Below are 25,322 nucleotides of genomic sequence, written 5' to 3' on the forward strand. Positions count from 1 at the left end.
AAAGCGGCCATTATCGGCAATTGGCGCGCAGTTTCAAAGCCGTATTCCCTTCGGCGCGCCAGCGTTGTGCGTCCCCTGGCGGTCAGGCCAGGGTTTGTGGGTCGATATCCATCGACCAGCGCACTTTGCGCGCCTCGCGGTTGGCTTCTAGCCACTGCACCAGCCAGTTAGCGGCGGCGTGGCGGTGGCTACGTTTGTCAGCAGTGATCATGACGTGAATGTGGTAGCGGTTTTGGCGACGCTCCATGGGGGCGGGCACGGGCCCCAGGCAGCGCACGGGCAGCTGGGCGTCCTTCAACCACTGGCGCAGCGCCTGGGCGGCGTGTTGAGCCAGCGCGAGCGCCGCCTGCTCCTGTGGGCTTTCTACGCGTAGCAGCGCCATAAAGCAAAACGGCGGCAGCTTGGCGATGCGGCGCTCTTCCAGCAGGTTGCGGGCCAGTGCGCCGTAGCCATGTTCGGCCAGCTGGCCTAGATGTGGGTCATCCGGGTGGAGGGTTTGCACCAGCACACGGCCAGGGTGGGCGGCGCGGCCCGCACGCCCCGCCACTTGCTCCAAGAGCTGTGCGCTGTGCTCCAGGGCGCGGAAGTCCGCCGCGTAGAGGCCGCCATCGGCGTTGACCACCACCACCAAGGTGACGTGGGGCAGGTGGTGGCCTTTGGCGAGCATTTGAGTGCCCACCAGCAGGCAGGGTTCGCCGCGATGAATCTCTTTGAGCACCTGCTCGAAGCTCTCTTTTTTGCGCGTGCTGTCGCGGTCAATGCGGTGAACGGTGGTGTCAGGGAACAGCCCTTGTAGCGTCTCCTCGGTGCGCTCCGTGCCGCTACCCAGCGCACGTAAGTCGCCGCTGCCGCAGTCTGGGCAGGCATCCGGCAGGGCACGGCGGCTGTCGCAGTGGTGGCAGGCCAGCAGCGGTGGCTGGCGGTGAAGCGTCATGCGCGCATCGCACTGGCCGCATTCGGCCATCCAGCCGCAGCTATGACAAGCCAGGCTCGGCGCAAAGCCACGCCGGTTGATAAAAATGAGCGCCTGCTTGCCCGCCGCGAGGGTGCTTTTGATGGCTTTGATGGCCCCCGGCAGCAGCCCCCCTTGGCGGCGCTGGTGGCGCAGGTCGATCAGCTCTAGCTTAGCGGGCGGGTGACGGCTGGGCCGCTGGGTTAGCCGCAGGTGACGATAAGCACCCGTAAGCGCCTGCTGCAGGCTTTCAAACGAGGGCGTTGCACTACCCAGTAATAGAGGAATGCCGTGATAGTGCGCCCTGGCAACGGCTAAATCCCTAGCGTGGTAGCGCAGCCCGTCGTGCTGTTTGTAAGAGCCATCGTGCTCTTCATCGACGATGATCGCCCCGGGGTTCGCCAGCGGGGTGAAAATGGCCGACCGGGTGCCGATGATCACCAGCGCGCGGCCGCTGGCGGCGGCTTCCCATACATCCAAGCGCTCTGGGTCGGTAAGCCCGGAGTGTAGCGCCACCACCGGCACGCGAAAGCGGCTTTTGAACCGCGCGAGCGTTTGCGGTGTAAGGCCGATTTCAGGCACGAGTACCAGGGACTGCTTTCCTTTGGCAGCGAGCGCTTCGATGAGCTGTAGGTAAATCTCGGTCTTACCGCTGCCGGTCACGCCTTCCAATAAACAGGGGTGGTAGCCGTCGAGTTTTTCATGCAGCACGGCGAGCGCAGCGGCCTGTTCACGGTTGAGCGGCAGCGACGGCGAGGCGAGTAAGCTTCCGCCGGTGGGTTGAGCGGCAGTCAGGGTGATTTCTTGAGGCTCGGTAAAGCCCTTCTTTTGCAGCGCTAATAGCTGGTCCCGAGTGAAGCCGTGGGCGCTCACGGCGCGGCCTGGAAGTCCGTGGGGGTGCTGGCGAAGAAGCGCATAAAGCGCTGCCTGTTTAGGCGCGCGCGCCAGGGCCGTTTCATCGTTGGGGAGCGGAAGCCACAGGGTTTGGGTGCGCCCTGCCATCGGGTGACCCTGGCGCAGCCTAGCGGGCATGGCGTGCTGCAGAGTATCGCCCAGGCTGTGCTGGTAGTAACGCGCCGCAAAGTGGCACAGCCACTGCCAGTCGCTGGGCAGGGGGGCGTCATCCAACGCTTCGCTAATAGCGCGTAGCTGCGCGCGGGGGAGTTCGCTGCCGGTGGCGAGGGAGACCACCACGCCCACCACCTCTCGGCGGCCAAACGGAACACGCACCCGGAGCCCCGGCTGCCAGCCACAGACGGGCGCGCGCGGGGCCGGTAGATAGTCAAACAGGCGGCGCAGCGGCGATGGCAGCGCCACTTTCACTACCTGAAAAGCGCCTTGAGGCTGCCCCTGGGTGGGGGGCGTTGAAGAAACAGGATCGGACAATTGGCCTCCGGCGATTAGTTTGCTAGAATGCGCGGCCGCTCTGAATCTATCGGATGGAGCGGTTAACCGGTTAGCAGTTTTTTCAAACCCGTATGCGGTGCCTGGCAATGGATCAGGTGGCGGCATATAGCTCATGAGGCTCAAGATGAAACAAGGTATCCACCCGAATTACAACACGGTCACCGCCAACTGTTCTTGCGGTGCAAGCTTCCAGGTCGGTTCTACCTCTGGTCAGGACTTCTCTCTGGACGTGTGCTCCAACTGCCACCCGTTCTACACCGGTAAGCAGAAGCAAGCGACCACTGGTGGCCGCGTAGAGCGCTTCAACAAGCGTTTCGGCGCTGCTATCAAGCGCGGCTAATCCTAACGGATTCAGCCTATCGCAGGCACGTCTCGTGCTCTGTGCAAAAGCCCACGCCACGGCGTGGGCTTTTTGTCCCTAAAAGGCTACGCTTTTGGTTAGCCTCGTCGGCCGCTCTCTCCCGCTGCCAATAGCGGACGCATCGATCTCTCCTCGCTGACCAAGCAATCTCTCTTTGTTTCTTGTTAGCTTTTCCACAGGGCGATTGCGCCCAGTGGGTGTGGATAACTCTCTTGTTGTTCTATTGGAATTTATTTCCAAAAATACTGCACTGCATCAATAAGGAAACCTTTATAGCTGATAGCGTGAAGCATAAGTTGCAGCAAATAACGTAGAAAAGTTTCGAAATGGAGGGGAAAGTGGCTAAAACGGTCGTTTCGTAGGTAAGTTTACTACGTGCTTGAGGCGCCTAGGGTTTTTCTATATTCTGATACGACTTTTCTACTTTAGGCTGATGAGACCTTGACCATGACGGATGCAAACAAGCAGGCAGCTTTGGATTATCACGCTAAACCGATCCCCGGTAAGCTTTCCGTGGAGTTGACCAAGCCCACTGCTACCGCTCGGGACTTGGCACTGGCGTATAGCCCAGGCGTTGCCGAGCCGGTTCGCGAAATCGCTCGCGAAGCGGAAAATGCGTACCGTTATACCGGCAAAGGTAATCTAGTCGCGGTCATTTCGGACGGCAGTGCGATTCTGGGCTTGGGCAATCTTGGCCCGCTGGCCAGCAAGCCGGTCATGGAAGGCAAAGGCGTGCTGTTCAAGTGTTTTGCGGGCATTAACTCCGTTGATATCGAAGTAGACGCCGAAAGCCCGCAAGCGTTTATCGACACCGTTGCCCGCATTGCCGATACCTGGGGCGGCATTAACCTGGAAGACATCAAAGCGCCCGAGTGTTTCGAGATCGAAAAAGCCTTGGTCGAGCGCTGCAGTATCCCCGTCTTCCACGATGACCAGCACGGTACGGCGATTGTGACCGCTGCGGGCATGCTCAACGCGCTGGATATCGCGGGCAAGCGGATTGAAGACGTGAAAATCGTCTGCATGGGCGCAGGCGCGGCGGCGATTGCCTGCATGCGTCTGCTGATCTCCTGCGGTGCCAAGAAAGAGAACCTGGTCATGCTGGATCGTCGCGGCGTGATTCACACTGACCGTGACGGTATCAACGAGTACAAGGCGGAGTTTGCCCGCGATACCGACATGCGCACGTTGGACGATGCCATCGACGGGGCAGACGTGTTTATCGGCCTTTCTGGCCCGGGCCTGCTCTCTGCGGAGCAGGTGAAGAAAATGGCCGCTGACCCGGTGATTTTCGCCTGCACCAACCCCGACCCGGAAATTCACCCGGACGTAGCCCGCGAAGCACGCCCGGATGTGATCATGGCCACCGGCCGTTCGGACTTTCCGAACCAGGTGAACAACGTGCTGGGCTTCCCGTTCATCTTCCGCGGCGCGCTGGATGTACGCGCCACGCGCATTAACGAAGCCATGAAGTTGGCCGCCGTTCACGCGCTGAAAGACCTGGCCCGCGAGCCGGTGCCTCAGGAAGTGCTGAACGCCTACGAGCGTACCGAGATGAGCTTTGGGCGTGATTACATCATTCCCACCCCGGTGGATATCCGCCTGCTGGAACGCGTCTCCTCAGCAGTGGCCCAAGCGGCGGTCGACTCTGGTGTGGCCCGCAAGCCGTACCCGGCTCACTACCCGCTGAAAACCATTAATGACGTGTATGGTGGGTAATTAACAAGGCCACTTAGGTCAGGACAGCCCGTAACGGGGGTCTTTCGCCATGGCCGAAAAATGCTCCCTGCAATTTCGGCATTTCCACCATCCATGGCGGTCAGATGGCGAAAGTAGCGCCCAAGGACGGGTTTACAGCGCCCCCGTCTAGGGTTGTGCTGACCGGTATTTTACAACGCCCGCACACTGCGGGCGTTGCTGTTTTTAGAGGTGTTCAAAGCAGAGGCTCAAGACTGCGGATAGCGCACCAACCCCTCTTGCGCCGTCGAGGCCACCAAACGCCCATCGCGGCGATAGATGTGACCCCTCGCCAAGCCCCGTGCGCCGCCGGTCCAGGGGGAGTCGATGGCGTACAGCAGCCACTCGTCTAGCCGCGTATCTTCGTGCAGCCAAATGGCATGGTCGAGACTGGCGATGCGCAGTTTCGGGTCGGTGTACTTGATGCCGTGTGGAATCAGGCCGGTGGTCAGCAGGTTGAAATCCGATGCATACGAGAGCAGGTGACGATGCAGCGCCGGGTCGTCCGGTAGCGGCCCACCGGCAAAGCGGAACCACAGACACTGCCCCGCCGGTGACGCTCTGTCCGGGTTATCCTTCAAGTGCAAAAACTCGATAGGGTGGCCGGGGAAGCGCGCGTGTTTGGCATCGCCGCTCTCTATAAGCGCTTCCGGCGTGGGCACTTGTGGCATGGCCCGCTGATGATTGATGCTCTCTTCAGCACTTTGGAAAGAGGCGCTGCAGAAGAAAATCGGTCGCCCTTTCTGAATAGCGGTCACCCGCCGGGTGGTAAAACTGCCGCCATCGCGGATGGTATCGACCTGATACACCACCGGGCGGTGCGGGTCGCCTGGGCGCAAAAAATAGCCGTGCTGGGAGTGCGGGCGGCGCTCATCCGGCACCGTGCGCGCCGCAGCGGCCAGTGCCTGGCCCAACACTTGGCCGCCATACAGTTGAGGAAAGCCCAAATCTTGGCTTTGGCCGCGAAAGAGCGTCTCTTCAAGGGTTTCAAGCTCTAACAAGCTGACCAGTGACTTCAGCGCATCGTTCATTCTCTGTATCCTTGGTGCTATCCGTTTTCCCGCCGATGATTGAAAGCGCACCCAGTGCGGCCATCACGCTATTAAAACGATCGTTTTGCTACCTTAGCGGAGTTTGCCTTGATACGCAGCGATGAATTTTACATGCACCGCGCCATGGACCAAGCGCACCTAGCGTTTGCCGCCGGGGAAGTGCCGGTGGGCGCGGTGGTGGTGGATGCCCAGGGGGAGATCATCGGCGCTGGCCACAATGCACCGCTGGCAAGCTGCGACCCCAGCGGCCACGCCGAGGTGCGCGCGCTACGCGAGGCGGGGCAGCGGCTGGGCAACTACCGTTTAGAGGCCTGCACGCTGTTTGTGACGCTAGAGCCCTGCATGATGTGCGCAGGCACCATGGTGCATGCGCGCATTGCCCGTTTGGTATACGGCGCGCCCGAGCCACGCACTGGCATGGTGGAGTCAAAGGCCAATCTGCTTGCCCAGCCCTGGTTCAACCATCAGATCGCAGTGACGGGCGGCGTGCTGGCGACGCCCGCCAAGCGGTTGCTCAAGCAGTTCTTTGCCGAGAAGCGCTAGCCAGATTACGGCTCGATAGGGGGCACGATATCGAACAGCAGCAGCGGCTCTTCGCTGGTGGGCGCCTGCTCTAGCTGAAAGAATTGCTGTCGGCTGCGCTCCACGTACTCGATCATCTCGTAGTAGCGCCGGATGTTGCGCACGTAGATGACCGGCTCGCCGCCACGGGCATAGCCATGGCGGGTTTGGCTATGCCACTCACGCTCCTGTAAGAGCGGGAGCGCTGCGCGAACGTCCTGCCAGCGATCCGGATCGCCGCCACGCATCTCGGCAATCTTACGGGCATCGTAAAGGTGGCCAAGACCGACATTGTAAGCTGCCATGGCCATGTAGAGTCGGTCATCCCCGGTAATGCTGTCTGGAAGTCGGTCTTTAATGCTGCGCAGGTAGCGCGCGCCGCCATCGATACTCTGTGCGGCGTCGGTGCGGTCGGCCACGCCCATCTCGCTGGCGGTGGGGTTGGTCAGCATCATCAGGCCGCGAACCCCGGTGGGGGAGACGGCGGTCGGGTCCCAGTGCGACTCTTGATACCCGACGGCGGCCAGTAGCTTCCAATCAAAGCCGGTATCGCGGGCCGCTTGCTTGAATAGCTCGGTGTAGTTGGGCAGGCGCTCATCGAGATGGGCGAGGAACGTGCGGGTGCCCACGTACTCCAGATAGTCGTCATGGCCGAAGTAGCGGCTCACCAGCTGTTGCAGGGTGCCGTTCTCTTGTAGCTCCTGGAGAAATTGATTGGCGGCTTCTAATAATCCAAGCCCGCGGCCGCTAGGCACGGCCCATGCCAGAGAGAGCGGCTCGCCTAGAAAAAAACCGCGTTCGACGTTTGGGAAAAACAGCCGGTTCAAACGAAACTGGTGATCAAAAATGATCGCCGCATCCAAAATACCGTTTTCTACTCGCGCCAATAGTTCGGCCACTTCAAGCTCGTGAGACTCTTTCCAGCTAAGGTTGGGGTAGTCACGTTGAAGGGCGCGCAGCGCTTGGCTGGTGCCCGCCTCACTCAGCGTGCCCAGCTCCAGGCCCACGAGATCTGCCGGTTCATCGATGCCGTTGAGCCCGCGGCGATACACCACCAGCGGCTGCATTTGAATGATGGAGCGGGTGTAGTGAATGCCCGGTGAGTCTGCCAGTAGGGGGAGGGCGGCAGCGCCTAAGTCGCCCTGCTCGCGCACGACGGGAAGCACGCTCTCCGGGTGGTGGCTCGCGTTCAGGTTGAGGCTGACCCCTAGGTAGTCCGCAAAGCGGTGCATCAGCTCATACTCGAAGCCGGTCGGCCCTTGGCGGCCTTCGTAATAGGTGGTGGGGGTGTTGCGAGTATGAATCGTGATGAACTCTTTCGCTTGAATTTGCGCAAGGTGTTCACCGCTCGTCATGGACGCACTGCGCGGCACTAAAATCAGAAGAAGTGTCGCGATCATCGCGAAATACGCCCGGTAATGAGCGATAAAATGTTGGGCAATCGATGTCGGCATGAGGGCTGGTCAACATGGAACAGTCTGCCACGATACCCAGCCTGCCAGGCGCTGTCACCTTGTTGATTTCGTGTGGACGCCGCTTTCCAGTATCATAGTGGGATTGCCGCGTAGCGGCCCGGTGATTTCCTGCTCGAACTCTCCCTGCTTTAGAGGCTCTCAGATATGCTCGAACTGCGAGGCGCACCCGCCCTTTCCGCCTTCCGTCATGAACGGCTGTTAATGGTGTTGCGTGACCGTGTTCCGGAGGTGGAGGCGCTGTCTGCCCATTACGTCCACTTCATCGACCACCACGAAGAGCTCGATCAGGCCGCCCAGGCGCGGTTGGCGCAACTGCTGGCGTACGGCAGCCACGAACACCAGGAAACCCCCGATAACGCGCAGCGCTTTCTGGTCGTGCCGCGTCTGGGCACTCAGTCACCGTGGTCCTCTAAAGCAACCGACATTGCCCACAACTGCGGGCTCAGCCAGATTAGTCGCATCGAGCGGGGTATCGATTACCGCGTAGGCCTACGCGGCGCCCCCAGCGCTGAGCAGCTCGAAACGATCAGCGCGCTGCTGCATGACCGCATGACCGAAAACGTGCTGGCCGACGTAGCCGAGGCGAGCAAGCTATTCGCCCACCACTCGCCTGCCCCCCTTGGCAGCGTCGACATTCTGGAAGGCGGCCGCGACGCGCTGATGACGGCGAACCGTGAGCTGGGCCTTGCGCTGGCGGATGATGAAGTCGACTACCTCGTCGAGGCCTTTATCGAGCTAGGCCGCAACCCCAGCGATGTGGAGCTGATGATGTTCGCCCAGGCGAACTCTGAGCACTGTCGCCACAAAATCTTCAATGCAGATTGGGTCATCGACGGCGAGGCCCAGAGCCACTCGCTGTTTAAGATGATCAAGAACACCTTCGCCACGTCACCGGATAACGTGCTCTCTGCGTACAGCGATAACGCGGCGGTGATCAAAGGCAGCCACGGCGGACGCTTCTTCCCCACGCCGCTCACCGGTGCCGAGGGCGAGCGCGCCCGCTACGATGCCCACCAAGAGCCGATCCACATTCTGATGAAGGTGGAGACCCACAACCACCCCACGGCGATTGCGCCGTTCCCCGGTGCGGCCACCGGCTCTGGCGGTGAGATTCGAGACGAAGGCGCGACCGGCATCGGCGGCAAGCCAAAAGCAGGTTTGTCCGGCTTTACCGTCTCTAACCTGCGCATTCCTGAATTTGTTCAGCCCTGGGAAGCCTTCGACTACGGCAAGCCCGAGCGCATGCAGTCCGCGCTCAATATCATGCTGGACGGCCCGATTGGCGGTGCCGCGTTCAACAACGAGTTTGGCCGCCCCAACCTGACCGGCTACTTCCGCACCTATGAGCAGGATGCGCTCAGCGAAGGCGGCATCGAGCGTCGCGGCTACCACAAGCCGATCATGATTGCCGGCGGTTATGGCAACATTCGCGCTCAGCACGTGCAAAAAGGCGAGATTCCGGTCGGCGGTAAGCTGATCGTCATGGGCGGCCCGGCGATGCTGATCGGCCTGGGCGGCGGTGCGGCGTCCAGCATGGCGTCCGGTGAGTCCAGCGCGGATCTGGATTTCGCCTCCGTGCAGCGGGAAAACCCGGAAATCGAGCGTCGTGTCCAAGAAGTCATCGACCGCTGCTGGGCGCTGGGCGACAACAACCCGATTCGCTTTATCCACGATGTCGGTGCGGGCGGGCTGTCTAACGCCTTGCCGGAGCTGGTCAAAGACGGCAACCGTGGCGGTCTGTTTGACCTGCGCGCGGTGCCCAATGCCGAGCCGGGCATGAGCCCGCTGGAAATCTGGTGTAACGAAGCCCAGGAGCGCTACGTACTGGCAGTGGCCCCCGAAGACTTGGATACCTTCGACGCGCTGTGCAAGCGCGAGCGCTGCCCTTACGCGGTAGTGGGCGAAGCCCAGGCGGAGCACCACCTGGAAGTGCGCGACGGCCATTTCGAAACCAAGCCCGTCGATCTGCCCATGAGCGTGCTGTTTGGCAAGCCGCCGAAGATGACCCGTTCGTTTGAGCGCCAAACGCCCGAGCTCTCTGGCGTCATGCTGGATAACCTGGACCTGCGCGAAGCAATGGACCGGGTGCTGCGCCTGCCCACGGTGGCCTCGAAAAGCTTCCTGATCACCATCGGCGACCGTTCCATCACTGGCCAAGTTGCCCGTGATCAGATGGTAGGCCCCTGGCAAGTGCCGGTGGCCGACGTCGCGGTGACCACCGCGAGCTTCGACACCCACGCCGGTGAAGCCATGGCCATGGGCGAGCGCCCGCCGGTGGCGCTGATCAACCCTGCGGCCAGCGCGCGCTTAGCGGTGGCAGAAGCCATTACCAACCTCGCGGCTGCGCCGATTGCCAAGCTGTCGGATATCAAGCTCTCTGCTAACTGGATGAGCGCTGCTGATCACCCCGGTGAAAACCAAGCGCTGTACGACGCCGTTCATGCCGTCGGTATGGAGCTTTGCCCGGCGCTGGGTATTGCCGTGCCGGTGGGCAAGGACTCCATGTCCATGCGCACCGCGTGGCAAGAGGGCGATGACGCCGAAGAGAAGAGCATTACCTCGCCGCTGTCGCTGGTGGTGACCGGCTTTGCACCGGTGACCGACGCGCTGGCGACGCTGACGCCGCAGATCAACTTGGAGCAGGACGAGTCCGACCTGATTTTGATCGACCTGGGGAACGGCCAGAACCGTCTGGGCGGCTCGGCGCTGGCGCAGGTGTATGGTCAGGTGGGCGACGCGTGCCCGGATGTGGACGACCCGGAAGATCTGAAAGCGTTTTTCGAAGTGATCCAAGGCCTGAACCGCGACGGCAAGCTGCTGGCTTATCACGACCGCAGCGACGGCGGCCTGCTTGTGACGCTGCTGGAGATGGCTTTTGCCGCGCACGCCGGTCTCGAAATCAAGCTCGACTGGCTGATCGATGAGCCGGTAGAAGCCTTCAACGCCCTGTTCTCCGAAGAGCTGGGCGCGGTGATTCAGGTCAATCGCCAGCACACCGAAGAGGTGCTGACCCAGTTCGCCATGGCGGGTATCGAAACCTGTGGCGTGATTGCCCGCCCGCGTTACGACGACCAAGTGCGTGTCACGCTGTTCGAAGAGCCGCTACTGGAGACCACCCGCCAGCTAACCCAGCGCACCTGGGCCGAAACCAGCTACCGCATGCAGGCGCTGCGGGATAACCCGGAATGTGCGAAGAACGAGTTCGACAACCTGCTCGACGTTCGCGACCCGGGCCTCAGCGCCGCGCCGACCTTCGATATCAACGACGATATCAGCGCGCCCTTTATCAACACCGCCAAGCCCGCGGTGGCCGTGCTGCGTGAACAGGGCGTCAATGGTCAGGTAGAGATGGCCTGGGCCTTCCACAAAGCGGGTTTCGATGCGGTGGATGTGCATATGAGCGACATCCTCGAAGGCCGTGTCTCGCTGGAGGAGTTCAAAGGTTTGGTGGCCTGTGGCGGTTTCTCCTACGGCGACGTGCTGGGTGCAGGCGGCGGCTGGGCCAAGTCAGTGCTATTCAACGAGCGCGCCCGCGAGCAGTTCGAAACCTTCTTCACCCGTGACGATAGCTTCTCGCTGGGCGTGTGTAACGGCTGCCAGATGCTCTCGCAGCTCAAAACGCTGATTCCCGGTGCGGAAAACTGGCCGGCTTTCGTGCGCAATGAGTCCGAACAGTTCGAAGCCCGGGTGTCGATGGTGCGGGTAGAGAAGAGCCCTTCGATTCTGCTGGCGGGCATGGAAGGCTCCAAGCTGCCTATCGCCGTTGCTCACGGGGAGGGCCGCGCCGAGTTCCGCGACACGGCGCACCTGCGTAGCATGCAGTCGAGCAGCCAAATTGCCCTGCGCTACATCGACAACTACGGTCAGGTCACTACGCGCTACCCGGCCAACCCCAACGGCTCGCCGTCGGGCATTACCGGCCTGACCACGCCGGATGGTCGCGTCACGATCATGATGCCGCACCCCGAGCGGGTGACCCGCGCGGTCACTAACTCCTGGCGTCCGGCGGAGTGGACCGAGGATGGTGCGTGGCTGCGCCTGTTCCGCAATGCGCGGGTGTGGCTGGGCTAATGTCATGTGATCAACCTGAAAGGTGATGGATGACACATCCTGATAAGGCGGCCTCCGGGCCGCCTTTCTTGGCTAACGGGGCAGCGCCTTCGCTGCGCCCCTACCAAGCCGAGGCGGTCAAGCGGGTAGTCAGCCACTTTCGCGCCACCAGCGCCCCCGCCGTGGTGGTGCTGCCGACGGGCAGCGGCAAGTCGCTGGTGATCGCTGAACTGGCGAGACTCGCCCGTGGGCGGGTGCTGGTGTTGGCCCACGTGCGCGAGCTGGTGGAGCAGAACCACGCCAAGTACCAAGCGTACGGCTTGGAGGCGGATATCTTCAGCGCTGGGTTAAAGCGCAAAGAGGCCAGTCGCCAAGTGGTGTTTGGCTCGGTGCAGTCGGTGGTGCGTAACATGGAGCAATTCAACGACGCCAGCTTTACTCTGCTGGTAATCGACGAGTGCCATCGGGTATCGCTGGAGGAGGACTCCAGCTATCGGCAGGTGATCGAGCATCTACGGAGCCAGAACCCGCAGCTAAAAATCCTCGGCCTTACCGCCACGCCGTTTCGTTTGGGGCAGGGCTTTATCTACCACCGCCACCATCACGGGATGGTGCGTGGTTCAGAAGAGAGCTTTTTTGCCGACTGCGTGTTCGAGCAGCCGCTGCGTCTGATGGTCAAACAGGGCTTTTTGGCCGCGCCCAAGCGGCTGGATATGGCCATCGAGGGGTACGACTTCTCGGCGCTGGCGCCCTCGTCCAGCGGGCTGTTTCGGGAGGAGGAACTCAACCGGGTGGTGGCGGGCAACCGGGCGACACCGGGCATCATTGCCCAGGTGGTGGAGTACGCTGCCGACCGCCAGGGGGTGATGATTTTCGCCGCGACGGTGGCCCACGCCGAAGAGATCATGGGCTATCTGCCCGCCGAGCAGGCCGCGCTGATTACCAGTGCGACCGCCTCGGCCGAGCGTACCGCGCTGATCGATGCGTTCAAAGCGCGCCAACTGAAGTATTTGGTCAACGTGGCGGTGCTGACCACCGGCTTCGATGCCCCCCACGTCGATCTGATCGCGATTCTGCGGCCCACTGAGTCGGTCAGCCTGTATCAGCAGATCGTGGGGCGCGGGCTGCGCCTCTCGCCGGGTAAAGAGGAGTGCTTGATTCTCGACTATGCGGGCAACCCGTGGGATCTCTACGCCCCGGAAGTAGGCGAACCCAAGCCGGATAGCGATAGCGAACCGGTGCAGGTGCCCTGCCCGGACTGCGGTCACGCGAACCTGTTTTGGGGCAAGCGCGACGGCGAGCTGGTGATCGAACACTTCGGCCGCCGCTGCCAGGGGCTGATTGAGGATGACACAGGGCGCCGCCGCCAGTGCGAGTTTCGCTTTCGCTTCAAAGTATGCGACGAGTGCGGCGCTGAGAACGATATTGCCGCCCGTCGCTGTCATGGCTGCGAGAAGCTGCTCGTGGACGCTGACGACAAGCTCAAGGATGCGCTGAAGCTAAAAGATGCCAAGGTGCTGCGCGTCAGCGGCATGCAGTTAGAGGCGACCACCAATGGTCGTGGGCTGCCGCGCCTAAAAGCCACCTACCACGATGAAGATGGCGACAGCCTGAGCGAATGGTTTGCTTTAGAAACCCCGGCCCAGCGCCGCGCGTTTTATGCCGTATTTTTGCGTACCCATCTGCGTGCGCCAGGCGGTCAATGGCAACCGACGACGCCTGATGAGGTTGTCAACGAGCAGCGCCGATTGCGCCACCCGGATTTTGTGGTGGGGCGAAAGGTAGGCCGACACTTTCAAATCCGCGATAAGCTGTTCGATTATCAAGGGCGCTATCGGAAAGCTGCCGATGCTGGCTAGATGCCGCGCTGACAGCGCGCTGTTACACTGCTGTTTTCCCACTCATCAACGAAGGATTCGACCCGCGTGAGCGAGACGCCAAGCGCAGCGCCAGACCAAGACCAAGACCAAGACGTGGCGGAATCTACTGCCGAGCCGGTGGTGGAGGCGCTTGGGCGTCTGTTTGATGAGCCCATCACGCAGCTGCCGGAAGATCTCTATATTCCACCCGAGGCGCTGCGGGTCTTTCTGGAAGCCTTCGAAGGGCCGCTGGATCTGTTGCTTTATTTAATTCGGCGGCAGAACCTGGATATTCTGACCATCAACGTGGCCACCATCACCCACCAGTACATTGAGTACGTGGAGCTGATGAAAGCCATGGAGATCGAGCTGGCGGGCGAGTATCTGCTGATGGCTGCCATGCTGGCGGAGATTAAATCCCGGACGCTGTTGCCGCGCCCGCCGAAAGCGGAGGGGGAGGAGGAAGAGGATCCCCGCGCCGAGCTGATTCGCCGTCTGCAGGAGTACGAGCGCCTGAAAGAGGCCGCCGAGGCGCTGGATACGCTGCCCCGCGTCGGCCGGGACTGGTTCAGCGTACAGGCGGGCTTGCCGCCGTTGGAAACGCGGGTGATCCATCCCGATGTGGCGCTCGATGAGCTGCTGGGGGCGCTGTCCGATATTCTCAAGCGCGCCGAGCTGGCCCAGGCCCACCAGATCAGCCGGGAAGTGCTTTCTACCCGCGAGCGGATGCTGAAAATCATGGAGCAACTCAGCCAGGATGGCGCGAGCGGTCGCTACACCCCTTTTGAAGCGCTGTTTACCCTTGAAGAGGGGCGTGCCGGGGTGGTGGTAACCTTTATGGCTATTTTAGAGCTGGCCAAAGAGGCCATGATTGAGATCGTTCAAAACGCACCGCTGTCGCCCATTCACGTGCGCGCCCGCCAAGCGGCGCTGGCCGATGGGGAAGAGGACGCTTTCGAGCGTTTGGGAGAGGAGCAGGGCGATGCCGCCTCGGCATTCGAAGAGCCTGCGTTTGAACCTGACGAGGAGTCGCGGTGAGAGACACCACGTTAGACGATATTATTGAAGCGGCGCTGCTAGCGGCGGGGGAGCCGCTGCCGGTCGAGCGCCTGGAAACGCTCTTTTTAGAAGAGGAGTGCCCTACCCGCAAAGCGCTGAGGGAGGCGTTGTCGCGGCTGGCGCTGCGCCACGATAATGGCGCGCTCGAACTGGTCGAAACCGCCTCGGGCTTTCAGCTACGCATTCGCCCGCGTTTGGCCCACTGGGTCTCGCGGCTGTGGGACGAGCGCCCCCAGCGCTACTCTCGAGCACTTTTGGAAACGCTGGCGCTCATTGCCTACCGTCAACCGGTGACTCGGGGTGATATCGAAGATGTGCGCGGTGTGAGCGTCAGCAGTTCGATCATTCGCACTCTGATGGAGCGCGGCTGGATACGCGTGGTAGGCCACCGAGACGTGCCGGGTCGCCCGGCGGTCTATGCCACCACGCGCAGCTTTTTGGATGACTTCGGGCTGAAAACCTTGGATGCGCTGCCGCCCATGCATACGCTGGTCAGCGGCGACGATCACGAAGCGCACTCCGTCGAAGAGGAATCGGGCGAACAAAACCCACTGCCAGCACTGGACGAAACGGTGCAAAGCGTGCAGGATGCGCCACCCCAGCAAGATGAGAATACGTCGGCAGAGAGTGCCGATCACCACGCCGAGACGGCGTTAACCCAGCCGCTCAGTTTTGCCGATTTAGAGGCTCGGCTAGCGGCACGTGCGAAGCGTCAACATGAGGACGCTGGCACGCAGACCAACGATGTGAGGTCAGACGACCATGAGTCAGAGTAATAACACCACGCCGCCCACCAGCGAAAAGCTGCAGAAAGTCCTCGCCCGTGCGGGCCTTGGCTCCCGCCGTGAAATGGAAACCGCCATTGCCGATGGCCGGGTGAAGGTGAATAGCCAGGTCGCCAAACTGGGCGATCGGGTGGAAGCGCGGGATAAGGTCAGCTTCGATGACCGCCCTGTAACGCTGCGCCCGGAAGAGGAAGTGCCGCGCCGGGTCATTATGTACAACAAGCCGGAAGGCGAGCTGTGCACCCGCAAAGATCCGGAAGGCCGTCGCACGGTCTTTGAGCGCCTACCGCGCCTGAAAGGCGAGCGCTGGATTGCGATTGGCCGCTTGGACATCAACACCAGCGGTTTGCTGCTGTTCACCACCGACGGTGAACTGGCCAACCGCTTGATGCACCCCTCGACTCAAGTAGAGCGTGAGTACGCGGTGCGGGTCATGGGCGACGTCAAGCGTGAGCATATCGTCGCTATGGTCGACGGTGTGATGCTGGAAGATGGCCCGGCGCGCTTCACCGACGTGCAGGAGTTTGGTGGCGAAGGCATCAACACCTGGTTCCACGTGGTGATTCTGGAGGGCCGCAACCGTGAGGTTCGCCGCCTGTGGGAATTCCAGGGGCTTACCGTTAGCCGCCTGAAGCGCGTTCGCTACGGCAACATCTTCCTCGACAAGCGCGCGAAAGCTGGTGAGTGGGTCGAACTCTCTCAGGATGAGGTGGATGACTTGGCGACGCTGGCCAATCTTGAAACCCGGAAAGTGCCTGAGCTGACGCCAGACGAGAAGAACCGCTGGAGCCGTGACAAGCACAAGCGCCGTCCGGTGCAGGCGATGCGTAAGCCGAAACCCAAGCGCGGCTAAGCAAGTGACCTCTGCGGTGTAGGCGTTGTCGACGCCGCAGAGGACGGAATATAGACGAAAGATAAAAAAGGGCTTGCTATTCACAAGCCGTATCCGTACTATATGCATCCGTTCGGACGGGTCGTTAGCTCAGTTGGTAGAGCAGTTGACTTTTAATCAATTGGTCGTAGGTTCGAATCCTACACGACCCACCATCCGAACCAAACAATGCATCAAGCCGTTATCTTCTTAATGCCTTGTTTTGATGCCAGCCATTGCGGGATTCGTGAATGTTGGCGCCATCCGTAGTAACGCAGCAAAATTTGGGTCGTTAGCTCAGTTGGTAGAGCAGTTGACTTTTAATCAATTGGTCGTAGGTTCGAATCCTACACGACCCACCAAATTTCGACGCCCTTGGTAGCTTGCTGCCAGGGGCGTTTTGCTATGGGCGTTTTGACGCGCCGCAGCGTGACTTTGCGCTTGCAGCGAACAATCATTGTCCACCACAATGCCATGACAACGACGTGATGGCATCGTGAAACAGGATGAATGTACGTCTAATCGATTGATCGTATAGCTGCCGAGCTGTCACGGCAGCCCTGGCTCCCAAGAGTCAGATTGGTGACGCGCCACCGCGAGAGACGCAGCGGCCGTTGCCCCGAGTGCGGCGCATGCGGAGCGCATACGCCGTGACTGGTGTTTAACAGGGGGATTCCCTGTTCGTCACAGTGGTAGACACGATGACTATGATGACTTCTCAAGTGGAGTTAGACGCTCCGCTGCCAAGCCCGTACTGCCCTACCCGCATCCCGGCGGAAGACGAAGCGCGAGTGGCTGAGATCAAGCAGCTGCTCAAGGCGAACAACGCCGTTTTGGTAGCGCATTACTACACCGACGATGCCATTCAGCAGCTAGCCGAAGAGACTGGCGGGTGTGTGGCTGACTCTCTGGAAATGGCCCGCTTTGGCGCTCGCCATGAGGCCACTACGCTGGTGGTTGCTGGCGTGCGTTTCATGGGCGAAACGGCCAAGATCCTCTCCCCCGAAAAGCGCGTGTTGATGCCAACGCTCGAAGCGACCTGCTCCTTGGATGTCGGTTGCCCTATCGATGAGTTCAGCGCGTTCTGCGATGCCCATCCTGATCGTACGGTGGTGGTGTATGCCAATACCTCGGCGGCAGTAAAAGCGCGTGCCGATTGGGTCGTGACCTCTTCGATCGCCGTGGAGGTCATCGAGCATTTGCAGGCGAAGGGCGAAAAGATCCTCTGGGCGCCGGACAAACACCTGGGTAGCTATATTCAGAAGAAAACCGGGGCCGATATGCTGATGTGGGACGGTGCCTGCATCGTGCACGAGGAGTTCAAGGCGAAAGGCATTCAAGACTTGAAGCGTCTATATCCGGATGCCGCCGTGCTTGTCCACCCGGAGTCGCCGGAAGCCGTCGTGACGCTGGCCGATGTGGCGGGCTCCACCTCGCAACTCATCAAAGCGGCGAAAACGCTACCCAACGACAAGCTGATCGTGGCGACTGATCGTGGGATCTTTTTCAAGATGCAGCAAGCGGTGCCTGAGAAAACGCTCTTTGAAGCGCCCACCGCCGGTAACGGTGCGACGTGCCGTAGCTGTGCCCACTGCCCGTGGATGGCGATGAACGCGCTGGATAATTTGGCAGGGGCGCTGCGTGAAGGCAGCGGCGAAATTTTCGTCGACGACGCGCTGCGTCAGCAGGCGCTCAAACCCCTCGAACGCATGCTGAACTTTAACGCTTAGACATCAGCACAACGTCTCTGATGTTAGCCAAAAGCCCGAACGCAATGCGTCGGGCTTTTTTGCCTAGGTTGCATGGGCGTTAAAATGTCTCCAGCGTCTCTCGGTACTCAAGAAACGCTTCTCGGCGCTGCTCGATACGCGCGAGCGCTTGAGCGTCGTTCTCCTGTTGAGCAGCGTCTTTGGCAATACTCAGCTGTCGAATGGCGCGGTCTATGCGGCCGGTGAGCTGGAGGTGTTCGGCACGGGCCAGATGACCCCAGCCGTTGAAGCCGCTGCGCCCGGCCGCCTCGGCCAGCAGGTTGAATCCCTGCGGGTTTTCCGGGTGTTGCGCGGTAATGTCCCGAAGCAGGTCATAGGCGGCTTCAGGATGACGCTGTAGCTGCGCTTCCGCTAGCGTGAGCTGCGCCGGCAGGTAGTTGGGCATTAGCCGCAGCAGCCGCTGGCTGCGGTGGATGGCGTCATCGTAGCGCTGCGCGGTCAACGCCACGTGCGCCGCCGTGGCGGGCAGCATGCCGTAATCGGGAAGCTCGCTGGCTAGTTGGTCGAGGGTTTGGAGGGCACGGTCGGTCTGCCCGTTTTGTGCCGTGATCAGCGCGTCGATGTAGCGTAGCGCAGGCTCCTCGGCATCCTCTTGCGCCAGTCGCGCCGCCGCCTGCTGGGGCGTGTTGCGGTAGATGCTCAGCAGCGCCCGGGCACGCATCATGTCGTACAACGTATCGCTGGTGTAGCGGCTGGCCACGCTGAGCTGAGACACCCGCGCCTGGGCGTCGCTCAGGCGGCTGTCCGAGACCGGGTGGGTGAGCAGGAATTCCGGCGGTGTGCCGCCCTGAAGGCGCGAAAGGCGCTGCATGGTATCGAACATGCGCACCATGGCTTCGGGGTCGTAACCGGCGTCTGCCATGGCCTGTAGGCCGATGCGGTCGGCCTCCTGCTCGAAGCGCCTGGAGTAGGCGAGCTGATCTTGAATCAGCGCCGCCTGAGAACCCATGGCGGTGGCAATGCCCGCATCGCCGCCGCCGCTGGCAGCAATCAGCATCCCCGCGAGCATGGCGGCCATGGCGGGCAGCTGGGTTTGCTCCGCGCGGGCGCTGCCGCGAGCGTAGTGGCGCTGGGAGAGGTGGCCAAGCTCGTGGGCAATCACCGAGACAAACGCCCCTTCATCCTCGGCAAAGGCAAATAGCCCCGAATTGATGCCCACCACGCCGCCGGGCACCGCAAAGGCGTTGAGCGAGCGGTTATCCACCATCACTGTCGTCGTCTGCAGGCTGCCGAGCTGGCTGTAGGGCGCCAGGCGCGCGACCAGGCTTTCTAGGTAGTCGCTCACGATGGGGTCCTGCCACTGCGGTGCCTGGGCGCGAAACTGGCGCAGCCACGCGCGACCCAGACGAAACTCTTCGTTGCTCACGGATGACGATGCGCCGCCTAGCGTGGGTAGTTGGTAATCCTCATAGCTGTGACTGGGCAAACTAACGCACAGGGTGCCGAGCGATAGCGCTAGCGCACAGGCCCAGCGGGCGTTGGTGGGTCTAAAAAGCAGCATGGCATCCCCATTCGTTCAGGTTATAGGCGCGGCTAACAACGGTGTGACATTGATTCAGGCAGGGAAGTGCCGTTAAATCAGAGCCACGGCGGGCATCGCAAAAAAACAGTTTATGCAACAATGCGACGCTTATGTAGCCAACGAACGATTGAGCACCATAGAAGCTGCCTTTGGGGGAGAGTATGTCTGAGCAAACAGCGTCTGGGTTGGCCGAGGGGGTTCAGCCCGATCGGGTAGTGGACGCCACCGGATTGCACTGTCCGCTACCGCTGCTGAAAGCCAAGCAGGCACTGGCCGGTCTAGCCCCCGGTCAACTGTTGGAAGTCAGCGCCACCGATGCTGGGTCGTGGCGGGATATGGCGGCATTTACCGAGCTGAGTGACCATGTCATGGAAGCGCGGGTGCAGCGCGGCGATGTATATGTGTTTTGGATCCGTAAAGCAGGGAATGCCCACTCATGACCATGCGCAGCATCCTGAGAGGTTGGGTCGAACGCTACTTTTCGGACGAAGAGGCGCTGATTCTTCTGTTCGTGCTGGTGGCGGGGTTCGCCGCGATCATCTGGTTTGGTCGTATGCTTGCGCCTTTTTTTACCGCGCTGGTGCTGGCGTTTTTACTGCAAGGGGTGGTCAGCGCACTGACGCGGCGACGTGTACCGCACCTGTTGGCCGTCATTTTGGTGTTCTTGGCGTTTGTCAGCGTGCTGCTGACGCTGGCGTTCATTTTGATGCCGCTAATCTGGAATCAGCTGGTGGGGCTCGTTCAAGAGACCCCGCGCATGTTTGCCAGCGGCCAAGGGTGGCTGGATCAGTTACAGCAGCGTTTTCCCAATATCGTGACGCCCGATCAAATGCAGAGCTGGATTGGCGTTGCCGGACGGGAAATCAGCCAGCTTGGCCAGCGCGCGTTGACGCTCTCGCTGACCTCGTTGGGCAATATCATGTCGCTGATCATCTATCTGGTCCTAGTGCCGATTCTGGTCTTTTTCATGCTGAAAGACCGTGAGGCGCTGGTGGGTTTTACGCTTTCGTTGCTGCCGCAGAAGCGGACGCTGCTCACCCGTATCTGGCACGAGATGGACCGCCAGATCGCCAACTACATTCGCGGCAAATCCATCGAAATCGTGATCGTGGGCACGGTGGCATACATCACGTTCGCCTTTTTTGGACTGCCTTACACGGCGCTGCTGGCGGTGCTGGTCGGATTTTCCGTCTTGGTGCCGTACATTGGCGCGGCGGTCGCAACGCTTCCCGTGGCGGCGGTGGCCGGGTTCCACTTTGGCATCAGTGAGCAGTTCGTGTACGTGCTGGTGGCCTACGGCGTGCTTCAGGCGCTGGATGGCAACGTGCTGGCTCCCGTGCTGTTCTCGGAAACCAACAATATCCACCCGGTATCGATTATCGTCGCGGTGCTGTTTTTTGGCGGTATTTGGGGGTTTTGGGGAGTATTCTTCGCCATCCCGCTGGCCACGCTGCTCAAGGCGTTGGTGTACGCTTGGCCCAGAGGGCTCGAAAGTCGACAGGCAGCGCAACCGCCTCGCTTGGGACAGGATTCACCCTAAGGGCGACGGTGCCCCGATCCGAGGGGCACCGCGCTGTGCGCCGCTGTTACTGGCGGTGAAGTGCCTGCGCCGCGCTCAGCACTTCTTCTGCATGGCCGGGTACTTTGACGCCGCGCCACTCTTGGGCAAGCTTGCCGTCCTGGTCGATCAAGAAGGTACTGCGCTCGATGCCTAGGTGCTCTTTGCCGTACATCTTTTTGAGTTTGATGACGTCGAAAAGCTGACAAACGGTTTCGTCTTTGTCGGAAATCAGCTCGAAATTGAAATCCTGTTTGGCTTTGAAGTTCTCCTGGGCGCGCAGGCCATCCCGGGAGACACCGATGATCACGGTGTTGGCCGCATCGAAGGCGGCTTTGCGATCCCGAAAATCGCCGCCTTCGGTGGTGCAGCCGGGCGTACTGGCTTTCGGGTAGAAGTAGATGACGACCTGCTTGCCGCGCAGTGCCGACAGCGTGACGGTGGTGTCGCCCGTGGCGGGGGCGGAAAAATCAGGGACGGGCTGGCCAAGTTCGATCGCCATAAAGGCTCCTTATCGGGGTGACTTTCATAGGGAATTACACGCAAGCGCTGCGCTGCTGTCAAAGCGTTCGATAAACTCGCAGTGCTTTACGCTGTACAGGCTCGAATCGCCTGAGTACCATTTGCTGTTTGTGGGCAGGGGTGATCGCGCTCCTTTAAGGCATCAACGCCGCGTCTTGACGTAATGTACGCCATTGCATCCCACGTGGCAGCTTGATTTCAACTTTTTGCAGGTGAGGAAAATACGGATGATCACAGGCAGCATTGTCGCCCTGGCGACGCCGATGAAGGTCAATGGCGACATCGACTGGGAGGCGCTTCGTCGTCTGGTGAACTTCCACCTCGATAATGGCACCGATGCCATCGTCGCTGCGGGCACCACGGGTGAGCCCACCACCATGTCTTTTGCCGAGCACTTCGACGTGATTCGCAGCGTGGTGGAAGAGGTCAACGGCCGTATTCCGGTCATCGCCGGTACCGGAGCGAACGCGACCTCGGAAGCGGTCGAGCTGGCACGCTACGCCAGCGAAGTGGGCGCGGATTACTGCCTGTCGGTTTGCCCTTACTACAACAAGCCCACCCAGGAAGGTCTCTATCAGCACTTCAAGGCGGTGGCAGAAGGCAGCAAACTGCCGGTCATTCTGTATAACGTGCCGGGCCGCACCTGCTCCGATCTTTACAACGAGACCGTGGTACGTTTGGCGGAAGTGAACAATATCATCGGCCTGAAAGACGCGACCGGGAACCTTGAGCGCGCTGAGGATCTAATCTCACGCCTGAAAGGCAGCGACTTCATGCTCTACTCCGGCGACGACGCGACGGCCTGTGACTTCATGCTGATGGGTGGCCATGGTGACATCTCCGTCACCGCCAACGTTGCCCCCAAAGCCATGCATGATCTGTGCGCGGCTGCCGTGGCGGGCGACGCCGACAAGGCGCACCAAATCAATACGCGCCTGATGCCGTTGCACACGAACCTGGGCATCGAATCCAACCCCATTCCCGTGAAGTGGGCGCTGCACCGCATGGGCTATATGGACGCCGGTATTCGCTTGCCGCTGACGTGGCTGTCGGAGAAGTACCACGGCACGGTCAGTGAAGCGCTGCAGCTGGCGGGTGTCGTAGAGGAGTAACCCGGCGCTCGAAACCCTTTTGCTACCCGGTGAAGGCATCGCCGGCCGGGTAACTGATCTGTTGACTGTTAAGGTGGCTTGATGAGCTCTGTGCTTGAACAACGTGCGCTTAAATGGATACCGCTGGCACTCGCAGCCGCTGTCACACTGGCAGGTTGCGCACGCGATGGGTACTACCACGACCGCAACCTGGACTACATCGAAGCGGCCCCGGCGCCGCCTTTGGTGTTGCCCGAGTCCCGCAATACCCAGCGTTACCGCGATGCGATGCCCGTTCCCCAGGTCGCCATGCAGGGCACACAGCTCGATGAGCCAGCCGAGGTCGAACCGCCTCAGTCGCTGGCCATTGGCAGCGGTCTGGAGCCTGACTACGTCGAACGTCGCCAAGTCGGTGACCAAAGCTGGTTAGTCGTCGCTGCGGACCCTGGTACCGTTTGGCCGCAATTGGAAGCCTTCGTGCGTAGCCGCCAACTCCCCGTTCAAGAGAGCAGTGCCAATCAAGGCGTCATCGTAACCCCGCAGGCGACGCTACGCCTACAGAGCGCCCTGCGCGCCGGTAGTAGCGAAGTGCGCTGTGATCAGAGCGGTCAAAGCGTCGAGAGCTGTCTCGCGGCCTTGGAGCAGTACTTGGGTGCTCGTAGCGCCACTGCCAGCTCCTCCTCGTGGACCGCCCAGCGTCTGGCCAGCGAGCAGACCCTTCAGCTGCGTCAGCAGGGCGACGAGTGGGAAGTGGTCATTCCGCAGCCCATCGACCGCGTCTGGGCCGAGTTGAACCACTACCTATCGCTTGATTTCACTCAAGAAGGGCAGCGTGACCTGCTCGCGACCTCCGCTGATGACTACGAGTTCTTGGTGGAGTACATGACCGAAACCGAGCGTGGACGTAACCCGCTGCAGATCGTCTTTAGTCCAGACGTACGCCGGATGTCACAGCAGATTCGTTTGGCGCTCGAGCCCAACGGCGACCAAACCGTACTGCGTGCCATCAACGCCAGCGAGCGTAATTTCAGTGCGGATGATCAGCGCGAGTTGCTTGAGCGCGTCTCCGGCTACTTACGTTAACCCTTTGCTTCTCACTTTCTCACGGAGCCCCCATGGAAAAGCGCCAAGAACTCTATGCCGGCAAGGCAAAATCCGTCTATACCACTGACGACCCTGACCTTCTGGTACTGCACTTTCGTGATGACACCAGCGCTTTCGATGGCAAGAAAAAAGAGGCGCTTGCCCGTAAGGGAATGGTGAACAACATCTTCAACGCCTTCATCATGGAGCGCTTGGAAGAGGGCGGTATCCCCACGCATTTCGAAAAGCAGCTTTCCAACAATGAAAGTCTGGTCAAGAAAATGCAGATGATTCCGGTCGAGTGCGTGGTGCGCAACATTGCGGCGGGCGGTTTGGTGAAGCGCTTGGGGGTGGAAGAGGGCATTGCCCTAAACCCGCCGACCTTCGAGCTGTTCTTGAAGAACGACGAGAAGGGCGACCCGATGATCAACGAGTCGCTGGCAGAAACCTTTGGCTGGGCAACCCCCGAGCAACTGGCCAAAATGAAGACCCTGACGTTCAAGGTGAACCACATCCTCAAGCAGCTGTTTGCCGAGGGTGACATGCTGCTGGTGGATTACAAGCTAGAGTTCGGTGTGTTCAACGGCGAGGTCGTGCTGGGGGATGAGTTTTCACCCGATGGCTGCCGCTTGTGGGATGCCAACACCCGCGAGAAGCTGGACAAAGACCGCTTCCGCCAGGGCTTGGGTGGCGTTATTGAGGCTTATGAAGAAGTCGGCCGTCGCTTAGGGATTACCTTTCCCGCCTAAGAGCGTTTCGTCAGTCAGTGTATCGATTGCCACCACCGTCAAGGTGGTGGCGTCGTTTTCAGAGGCGGCATCGATCGCCTGGAACTTGACGTCTACGTCGCGCAGCCGCACCCCGTAAAGGCGGTCACTCTGCGTGGCTTTCTGGTAGGCAGGACGTGGGTCTTGGCTCAATACCTGTTCGATCAGCGCATGGAGCGACGCTCCATCGGCACGGGCGGCAAGGCTTGCTTTGGCGGCCTGGCTAAAATGTACGGGTAGCCGTGAGGGCGCGCTGGGTGCAAAGCCTGCCCGAGCATCGGGCTTGGCTTCGGCCCAGGGCAGGTAAGGCTTGATATCGACCACTGGCGTCCCGCTGATCAAGTCACACCCGACGAGATGCAGACTCACCCCTTGCCGGGTGTCGATGTGAGACAGCTCGATCAACGATAGCCCAAGCCGATTGGGGCGGTGGGTGCTGCGGCTGGCAAAGACGCCGACTTTGCGGTTACCGCCCAGCCTCGGTGGGCGTACCAAGGGCGTCCAGCGGGTCGGGCTGTGATGAAAGATAAACGTCACCCATAGGTGGCTAAACTCTTCCAAGCCCCGTACGGTGAGAGGATCATCGAACGGTGCGGTAAGTACCAAGCTTGCGCTGGCCGCTGGCGCAAGTCCCGGCTGGCGAGGAACGCCGAACTTGTCCGGGTAGTCGCTGACGATATGGCCAATGGGCGTCAGCGCAAATGACGCGCTGTCTGATCGATCATGCATGGCACTGCCTTGTGGTTGACCGACACCGACGGGGTCGATGAAGTGGGGCTTTCGGAACGTGGCGACGAGTATAAAATAGCCAGTGGGTGACAGACAGTCCGCTGTCGTTGCC

At 60.8% G+C, this 25,322-nt stretch carries 20 protein-coding genes and 2 tRNA genes; 16 read left to right on the plus strand and 6 right to left on the minus strand.

Features of this window, described 5'->3' with window-relative positions:
• Positions 1 to 82: 82 nt before the first annotated feature.
• On the minus strand, positions 83 to 2,464 hold the full coding sequence (locus NH398_RS07185; protein ID WP_253017502.1) for a primosomal protein N': 2,382 nt from the start codon (positions 2,462 to 2,464) through the stop codon (positions 83 to 85).
• 19 nt (positions 2,465 to 2,483) lie between these two features.
• Here NH398_RS07185 and rpmE point away from each other — a divergent pair, with 19 nt between their 5' ends.
• Together rpmE and NH398_RS07195 are read left to right on the plus strand one after the other, a co-directional pair.
• Positions 2,484 to 2,699, plus strand: coding sequence for a 50S ribosomal protein L31 (rpmE, locus tag NH398_RS07190; RefSeq protein WP_044630499.1), 216 nt, complete (start codon positions 2,484 to 2,486; stop codon positions 2,697 to 2,699).
• A gap of 468 nt (positions 2,700 to 3,167) precedes the next feature.
• On the plus strand, positions 3,168 to 4,439 hold the full coding sequence (locus NH398_RS07195) for a malic enzyme-like NAD(P)-binding protein (RefSeq protein ID WP_253017504.1): 1,272 nt from the start codon (positions 3,168 to 3,170) through the stop codon (positions 4,437 to 4,439).
• A 227-nt stretch (positions 4,440 to 4,666) separates the two neighbouring features.
• Here NH398_RS07195 and NH398_RS07200 read toward each other — a convergent pair whose 3' ends face one another.
• Positions 4,667 to 5,488, minus strand: a complete 822-nt coding sequence (locus NH398_RS07200; protein WP_253017506.1) for an acyl-CoA thioesterase II — start codon at positions 5,486 to 5,488, stop codon at positions 4,667 to 4,669.
• A gap of 111 nt (positions 5,489 to 5,599) precedes the next feature.
• Between NH398_RS07200 and tadA the strand changes: the two genes are divergently transcribed.
• Positions 5,600 to 6,052, plus strand: a complete 453-nt coding sequence (gene tadA / locus NH398_RS07205) for a tRNA adenosine(34) deaminase TadA (protein WP_366070376.1) — start codon at positions 5,600 to 5,602, stop codon at positions 6,050 to 6,052.
• Positions 6,053 to 6,057: 5 nt separating this feature from the next.
• Here tadA and mltF read toward each other — a convergent pair whose 3' ends face one another.
• Complete coding sequence (gene mltF / locus NH398_RS07210; protein ID WP_253017510.1) at positions 6,058 to 7,524, minus strand: membrane-bound lytic murein transglycosylase MltF; 1,467 nt, start codon at positions 7,522 to 7,524, stop codon at positions 6,058 to 6,060.
• Positions 7,525 to 7,689: 165 nt separating this feature from the next.
• On the opposite strand from mltF, the gene purL reads away from it, so the two are divergent.
• The 8 genes from purL to nadA all read left to right on the plus strand — a co-directional run bounded on the left by purL (position 7,690) and on the right by nadA (position 17,899).
• Positions 7,690 to 11,616, plus strand: a complete 3,927-nt coding sequence (purL, locus tag NH398_RS07215) for a phosphoribosylformylglycinamidine synthase (RefSeq protein ID WP_253017512.1) — start codon at positions 7,690 to 7,692, stop codon at positions 11,614 to 11,616.
• Between the two features lie 29 nt (positions 11,617 to 11,645).
• The gene (locus NH398_RS07220; RefSeq protein ID WP_253017514.1) at positions 11,646 to 13,454 is read left to right on the plus strand and encodes a DEAD/DEAH box helicase; all 1,809 of its coding nucleotides are present in this window, start codon (positions 11,646 to 11,648) and stop codon (positions 13,452 to 13,454) included.
• 66 nt (positions 13,455 to 13,520) lie between these two features.
• Positions 13,521 to 14,492, plus strand: a complete 972-nt coding sequence (locus tag NH398_RS07225; protein WP_253017516.1) for a ScpA family protein — start codon at positions 13,521 to 13,523, stop codon at positions 14,490 to 14,492.
• Positions 14,489 to 15,289, plus strand: a complete 801-nt coding sequence (gene scpB / locus NH398_RS07230) for an SMC-Scp complex subunit ScpB (RefSeq protein ID WP_253017518.1) — start codon at positions 14,489 to 14,491, stop codon at positions 15,287 to 15,289. Before NH398_RS07225 ends, scpB begins: the two co-directional genes overlap by 4 nt.
• The gene (gene rluB, locus NH398_RS07235; protein ID WP_253017520.1) at positions 15,276 to 16,151 is read left to right on the plus strand and encodes a 23S rRNA pseudouridine(2605) synthase RluB; all 876 of its coding nucleotides are present in this window, start codon (positions 15,276 to 15,278) and stop codon (positions 16,149 to 16,151) included. The genes scpB and rluB overlap by 14 nt, the downstream gene beginning before the upstream one ends.
• 118 nt (positions 16,152 to 16,269) lie before the next feature.
• Positions 16,270 to 16,345: transfer RNA gene (locus tag NH398_RS07240), tRNA-Lys, on the plus strand.
• A gap of 110 nt (positions 16,346 to 16,455) precedes the next feature.
• Positions 16,456 to 16,531 (plus strand) — tRNA-Lys (locus NH398_RS07245).
• Positions 16,532 to 16,870: 339 nt separating this feature from the next.
• Positions 16,871 to 17,899: a quinolinate synthase NadA gene (nadA, locus tag NH398_RS07250; RefSeq protein WP_253017522.1), complete on the plus strand. Its 1,029-nt coding sequence runs from the start codon at positions 16,871 to 16,873 to the stop codon at positions 17,897 to 17,899.
• Between the two features lie 79 nt (positions 17,900 to 17,978).
• On the opposite strand, the gene NH398_RS07255 is transcribed toward nadA, so the two are convergent.
• Complete coding sequence (locus NH398_RS07255) at positions 17,979 to 19,439, minus strand: M48 family metalloprotease (protein ID WP_159343149.1); 1,461 nt, start codon at positions 19,437 to 19,439, stop codon at positions 17,979 to 17,981.
• Positions 19,440 to 19,621: 182 nt separating this feature from the next.
• On the opposite strand from NH398_RS07255, the gene NH398_RS07260 reads away from it, so the two are divergent.
• Both NH398_RS07260 and NH398_RS07265 read left to right on the plus strand, forming a co-directional pair.
• Positions 19,622 to 19,900, plus strand: coding sequence for a sulfurtransferase TusA family protein (locus tag NH398_RS07260; RefSeq protein ID WP_253017524.1), 279 nt, complete (start codon positions 19,622 to 19,624; stop codon positions 19,898 to 19,900).
• Positions 19,897 to 21,000: an AI-2E family transporter gene (locus NH398_RS07265; protein WP_159343147.1), complete on the plus strand. Its 1,104-nt coding sequence runs from the start codon at positions 19,897 to 19,899 to the stop codon at positions 20,998 to 21,000. The genes NH398_RS07260 and NH398_RS07265 overlap by 4 nt, the downstream gene beginning before the upstream one ends.
• Before the next feature lie 46 nt (positions 21,001 to 21,046).
• On the opposite strand, the gene NH398_RS07270 is transcribed toward NH398_RS07265, so the two are convergent.
• Positions 21,047 to 21,520, minus strand: coding sequence for a peroxiredoxin (locus NH398_RS07270; protein ID WP_253017526.1), 474 nt, complete (start codon positions 21,518 to 21,520; stop codon positions 21,047 to 21,049).
• 247 nt (positions 21,521 to 21,767) lie between these two features.
• Here NH398_RS07270 and dapA point away from each other — a divergent pair, with 247 nt between their 5' ends.
• From dapA to purC, 3 genes are all read left to right on the plus strand, one after another.
• Positions 21,768 to 22,652, plus strand: a complete 885-nt coding sequence (gene dapA, locus NH398_RS07275) for a 4-hydroxy-tetrahydrodipicolinate synthase (RefSeq protein WP_159343145.1) — start codon at positions 21,768 to 21,770, stop codon at positions 22,650 to 22,652.
• 81 nt (positions 22,653 to 22,733) lie between these two features.
• Positions 22,734 to 23,714, plus strand: a complete 981-nt coding sequence (bamC, locus tag NH398_RS07280; protein WP_159343144.1) for an outer membrane protein assembly factor BamC — start codon at positions 22,734 to 22,736, stop codon at positions 23,712 to 23,714.
• A 32-nt stretch (positions 23,715 to 23,746) separates the two neighbouring features.
• On the plus strand, positions 23,747 to 24,463 hold the full coding sequence (gene purC / locus NH398_RS07285; RefSeq protein WP_159343143.1) for a phosphoribosylaminoimidazolesuccinocarboxamide synthase: 717 nt from the start codon (positions 23,747 to 23,749) through the stop codon (positions 24,461 to 24,463).
• Here purC and tsaA read toward each other — a convergent pair.
• Entirely contained in the window at positions 24,440 to 25,210 is a 771-nt protein-coding gene (tsaA, locus tag NH398_RS07290; RefSeq protein ID WP_253017527.1) for a tRNA (N6-threonylcarbamoyladenosine(37)-N6)-methyltransferase TrmO, read from the minus strand. The two genes, purC and tsaA, sit on opposite strands and share 24 nt — an antisense overlap.
• Between the last annotated feature and the right edge of the window lie 112 nt (positions 25,211 to 25,322).

The organism is Halomonas sp. CnH100-B, assembly GCF_024124605.1.
GTDB lineage: Bacteria > Pseudomonadota > Gammaproteobacteria > Pseudomonadales > Halomonadaceae > Vreelandella.

Bases quoted from the DNA above. Each gene is read 5' to 3' on its own strand.
- purL (WP_253017512.1), top strand. From the start codon at position 7,690: ATGCTCGAACTGCGAGGCGCACCCGCCCTTTCCGCCTTCCGTCATGAA.
- rluB (WP_253017520.1), top strand. From the start codon at position 15,276: ATGAGTCAGAGTAATAACACCACGCCGCCCACCAGCGAAAAGCTGCAG.
- NH398_RS07265 (WP_159343147.1), top strand. From the start codon at position 19,897: ATGACCATGCGCAGCATCCTGAGAGGTTGGGTCGAACGCTACTTTTCG.
- NH398_RS07185 (WP_253017502.1), bottom strand. From the start codon at position 2,464: ATGCCGCCACCTGATCCATTGCCAGGCACCGCATACGGGTTTGAAAAA.
- NH398_RS07260 (WP_253017524.1), top strand. From the start codon at position 19,622: ATGTCTGAGCAAACAGCGTCTGGGTTGGCCGAGGGGGTTCAGCCCGAT.
- bamC (WP_159343144.1), top strand. From the start codon at position 22,734: ATGAGCTCTGTGCTTGAACAACGTGCGCTTAAATGGATACCGCTGGCA.
- mltF (WP_253017510.1), bottom strand. From the start codon at position 7,524: ATGCCGACATCGATTGCCCAACATTTTATCGCTCATTACCGGGCGTAT.
- purC (WP_159343143.1), top strand. From the start codon at position 23,747: ATGGAAAAGCGCCAAGAACTCTATGCCGGCAAGGCAAAATCCGTCTAT.
- rpmE (WP_044630499.1), top strand. From the start codon at position 2,484: ATGAAACAAGGTATCCACCCGAATTACAACACGGTCACCGCCAACTGT.
- tsaA (WP_253017527.1), bottom strand. From the start codon at position 25,210: ATGCATGATCGATCAGACAGCGCGTCATTTGCGCTGACGCCCATTGGC.
- NH398_RS07220 (WP_253017514.1), top strand. From the start codon at position 11,646: ATGACACATCCTGATAAGGCGGCCTCCGGGCCGCCTTTCTTGGCTAAC.
- NH398_RS07270 (WP_253017526.1), bottom strand. From the start codon at position 21,520: ATGGCGATCGAACTTGGCCAGCCCGTCCCTGATTTTTCCGCCCCCGCC.
- nadA (WP_253017522.1), top strand. From the start codon at position 16,871: ATGACTATGATGACTTCTCAAGTGGAGTTAGACGCTCCGCTGCCAAGC.
- NH398_RS07195 (WP_253017504.1), top strand. From the start codon at position 3,168: ATGACGGATGCAAACAAGCAGGCAGCTTTGGATTATCACGCTAAACCG.
- dapA (WP_159343145.1), top strand. From the start codon at position 21,768: ATGATCACAGGCAGCATTGTCGCCCTGGCGACGCCGATGAAGGTCAAT.
- NH398_RS07255 (WP_159343149.1), bottom strand. From the start codon at position 19,439: ATGCTGCTTTTTAGACCCACCAACGCCCGCTGGGCCTGTGCGCTAGCG.
- NH398_RS07200 (WP_253017506.1), bottom strand. From the start codon at position 5,488: ATGAACGATGCGCTGAAGTCACTGGTCAGCTTGTTAGAGCTTGAAACC.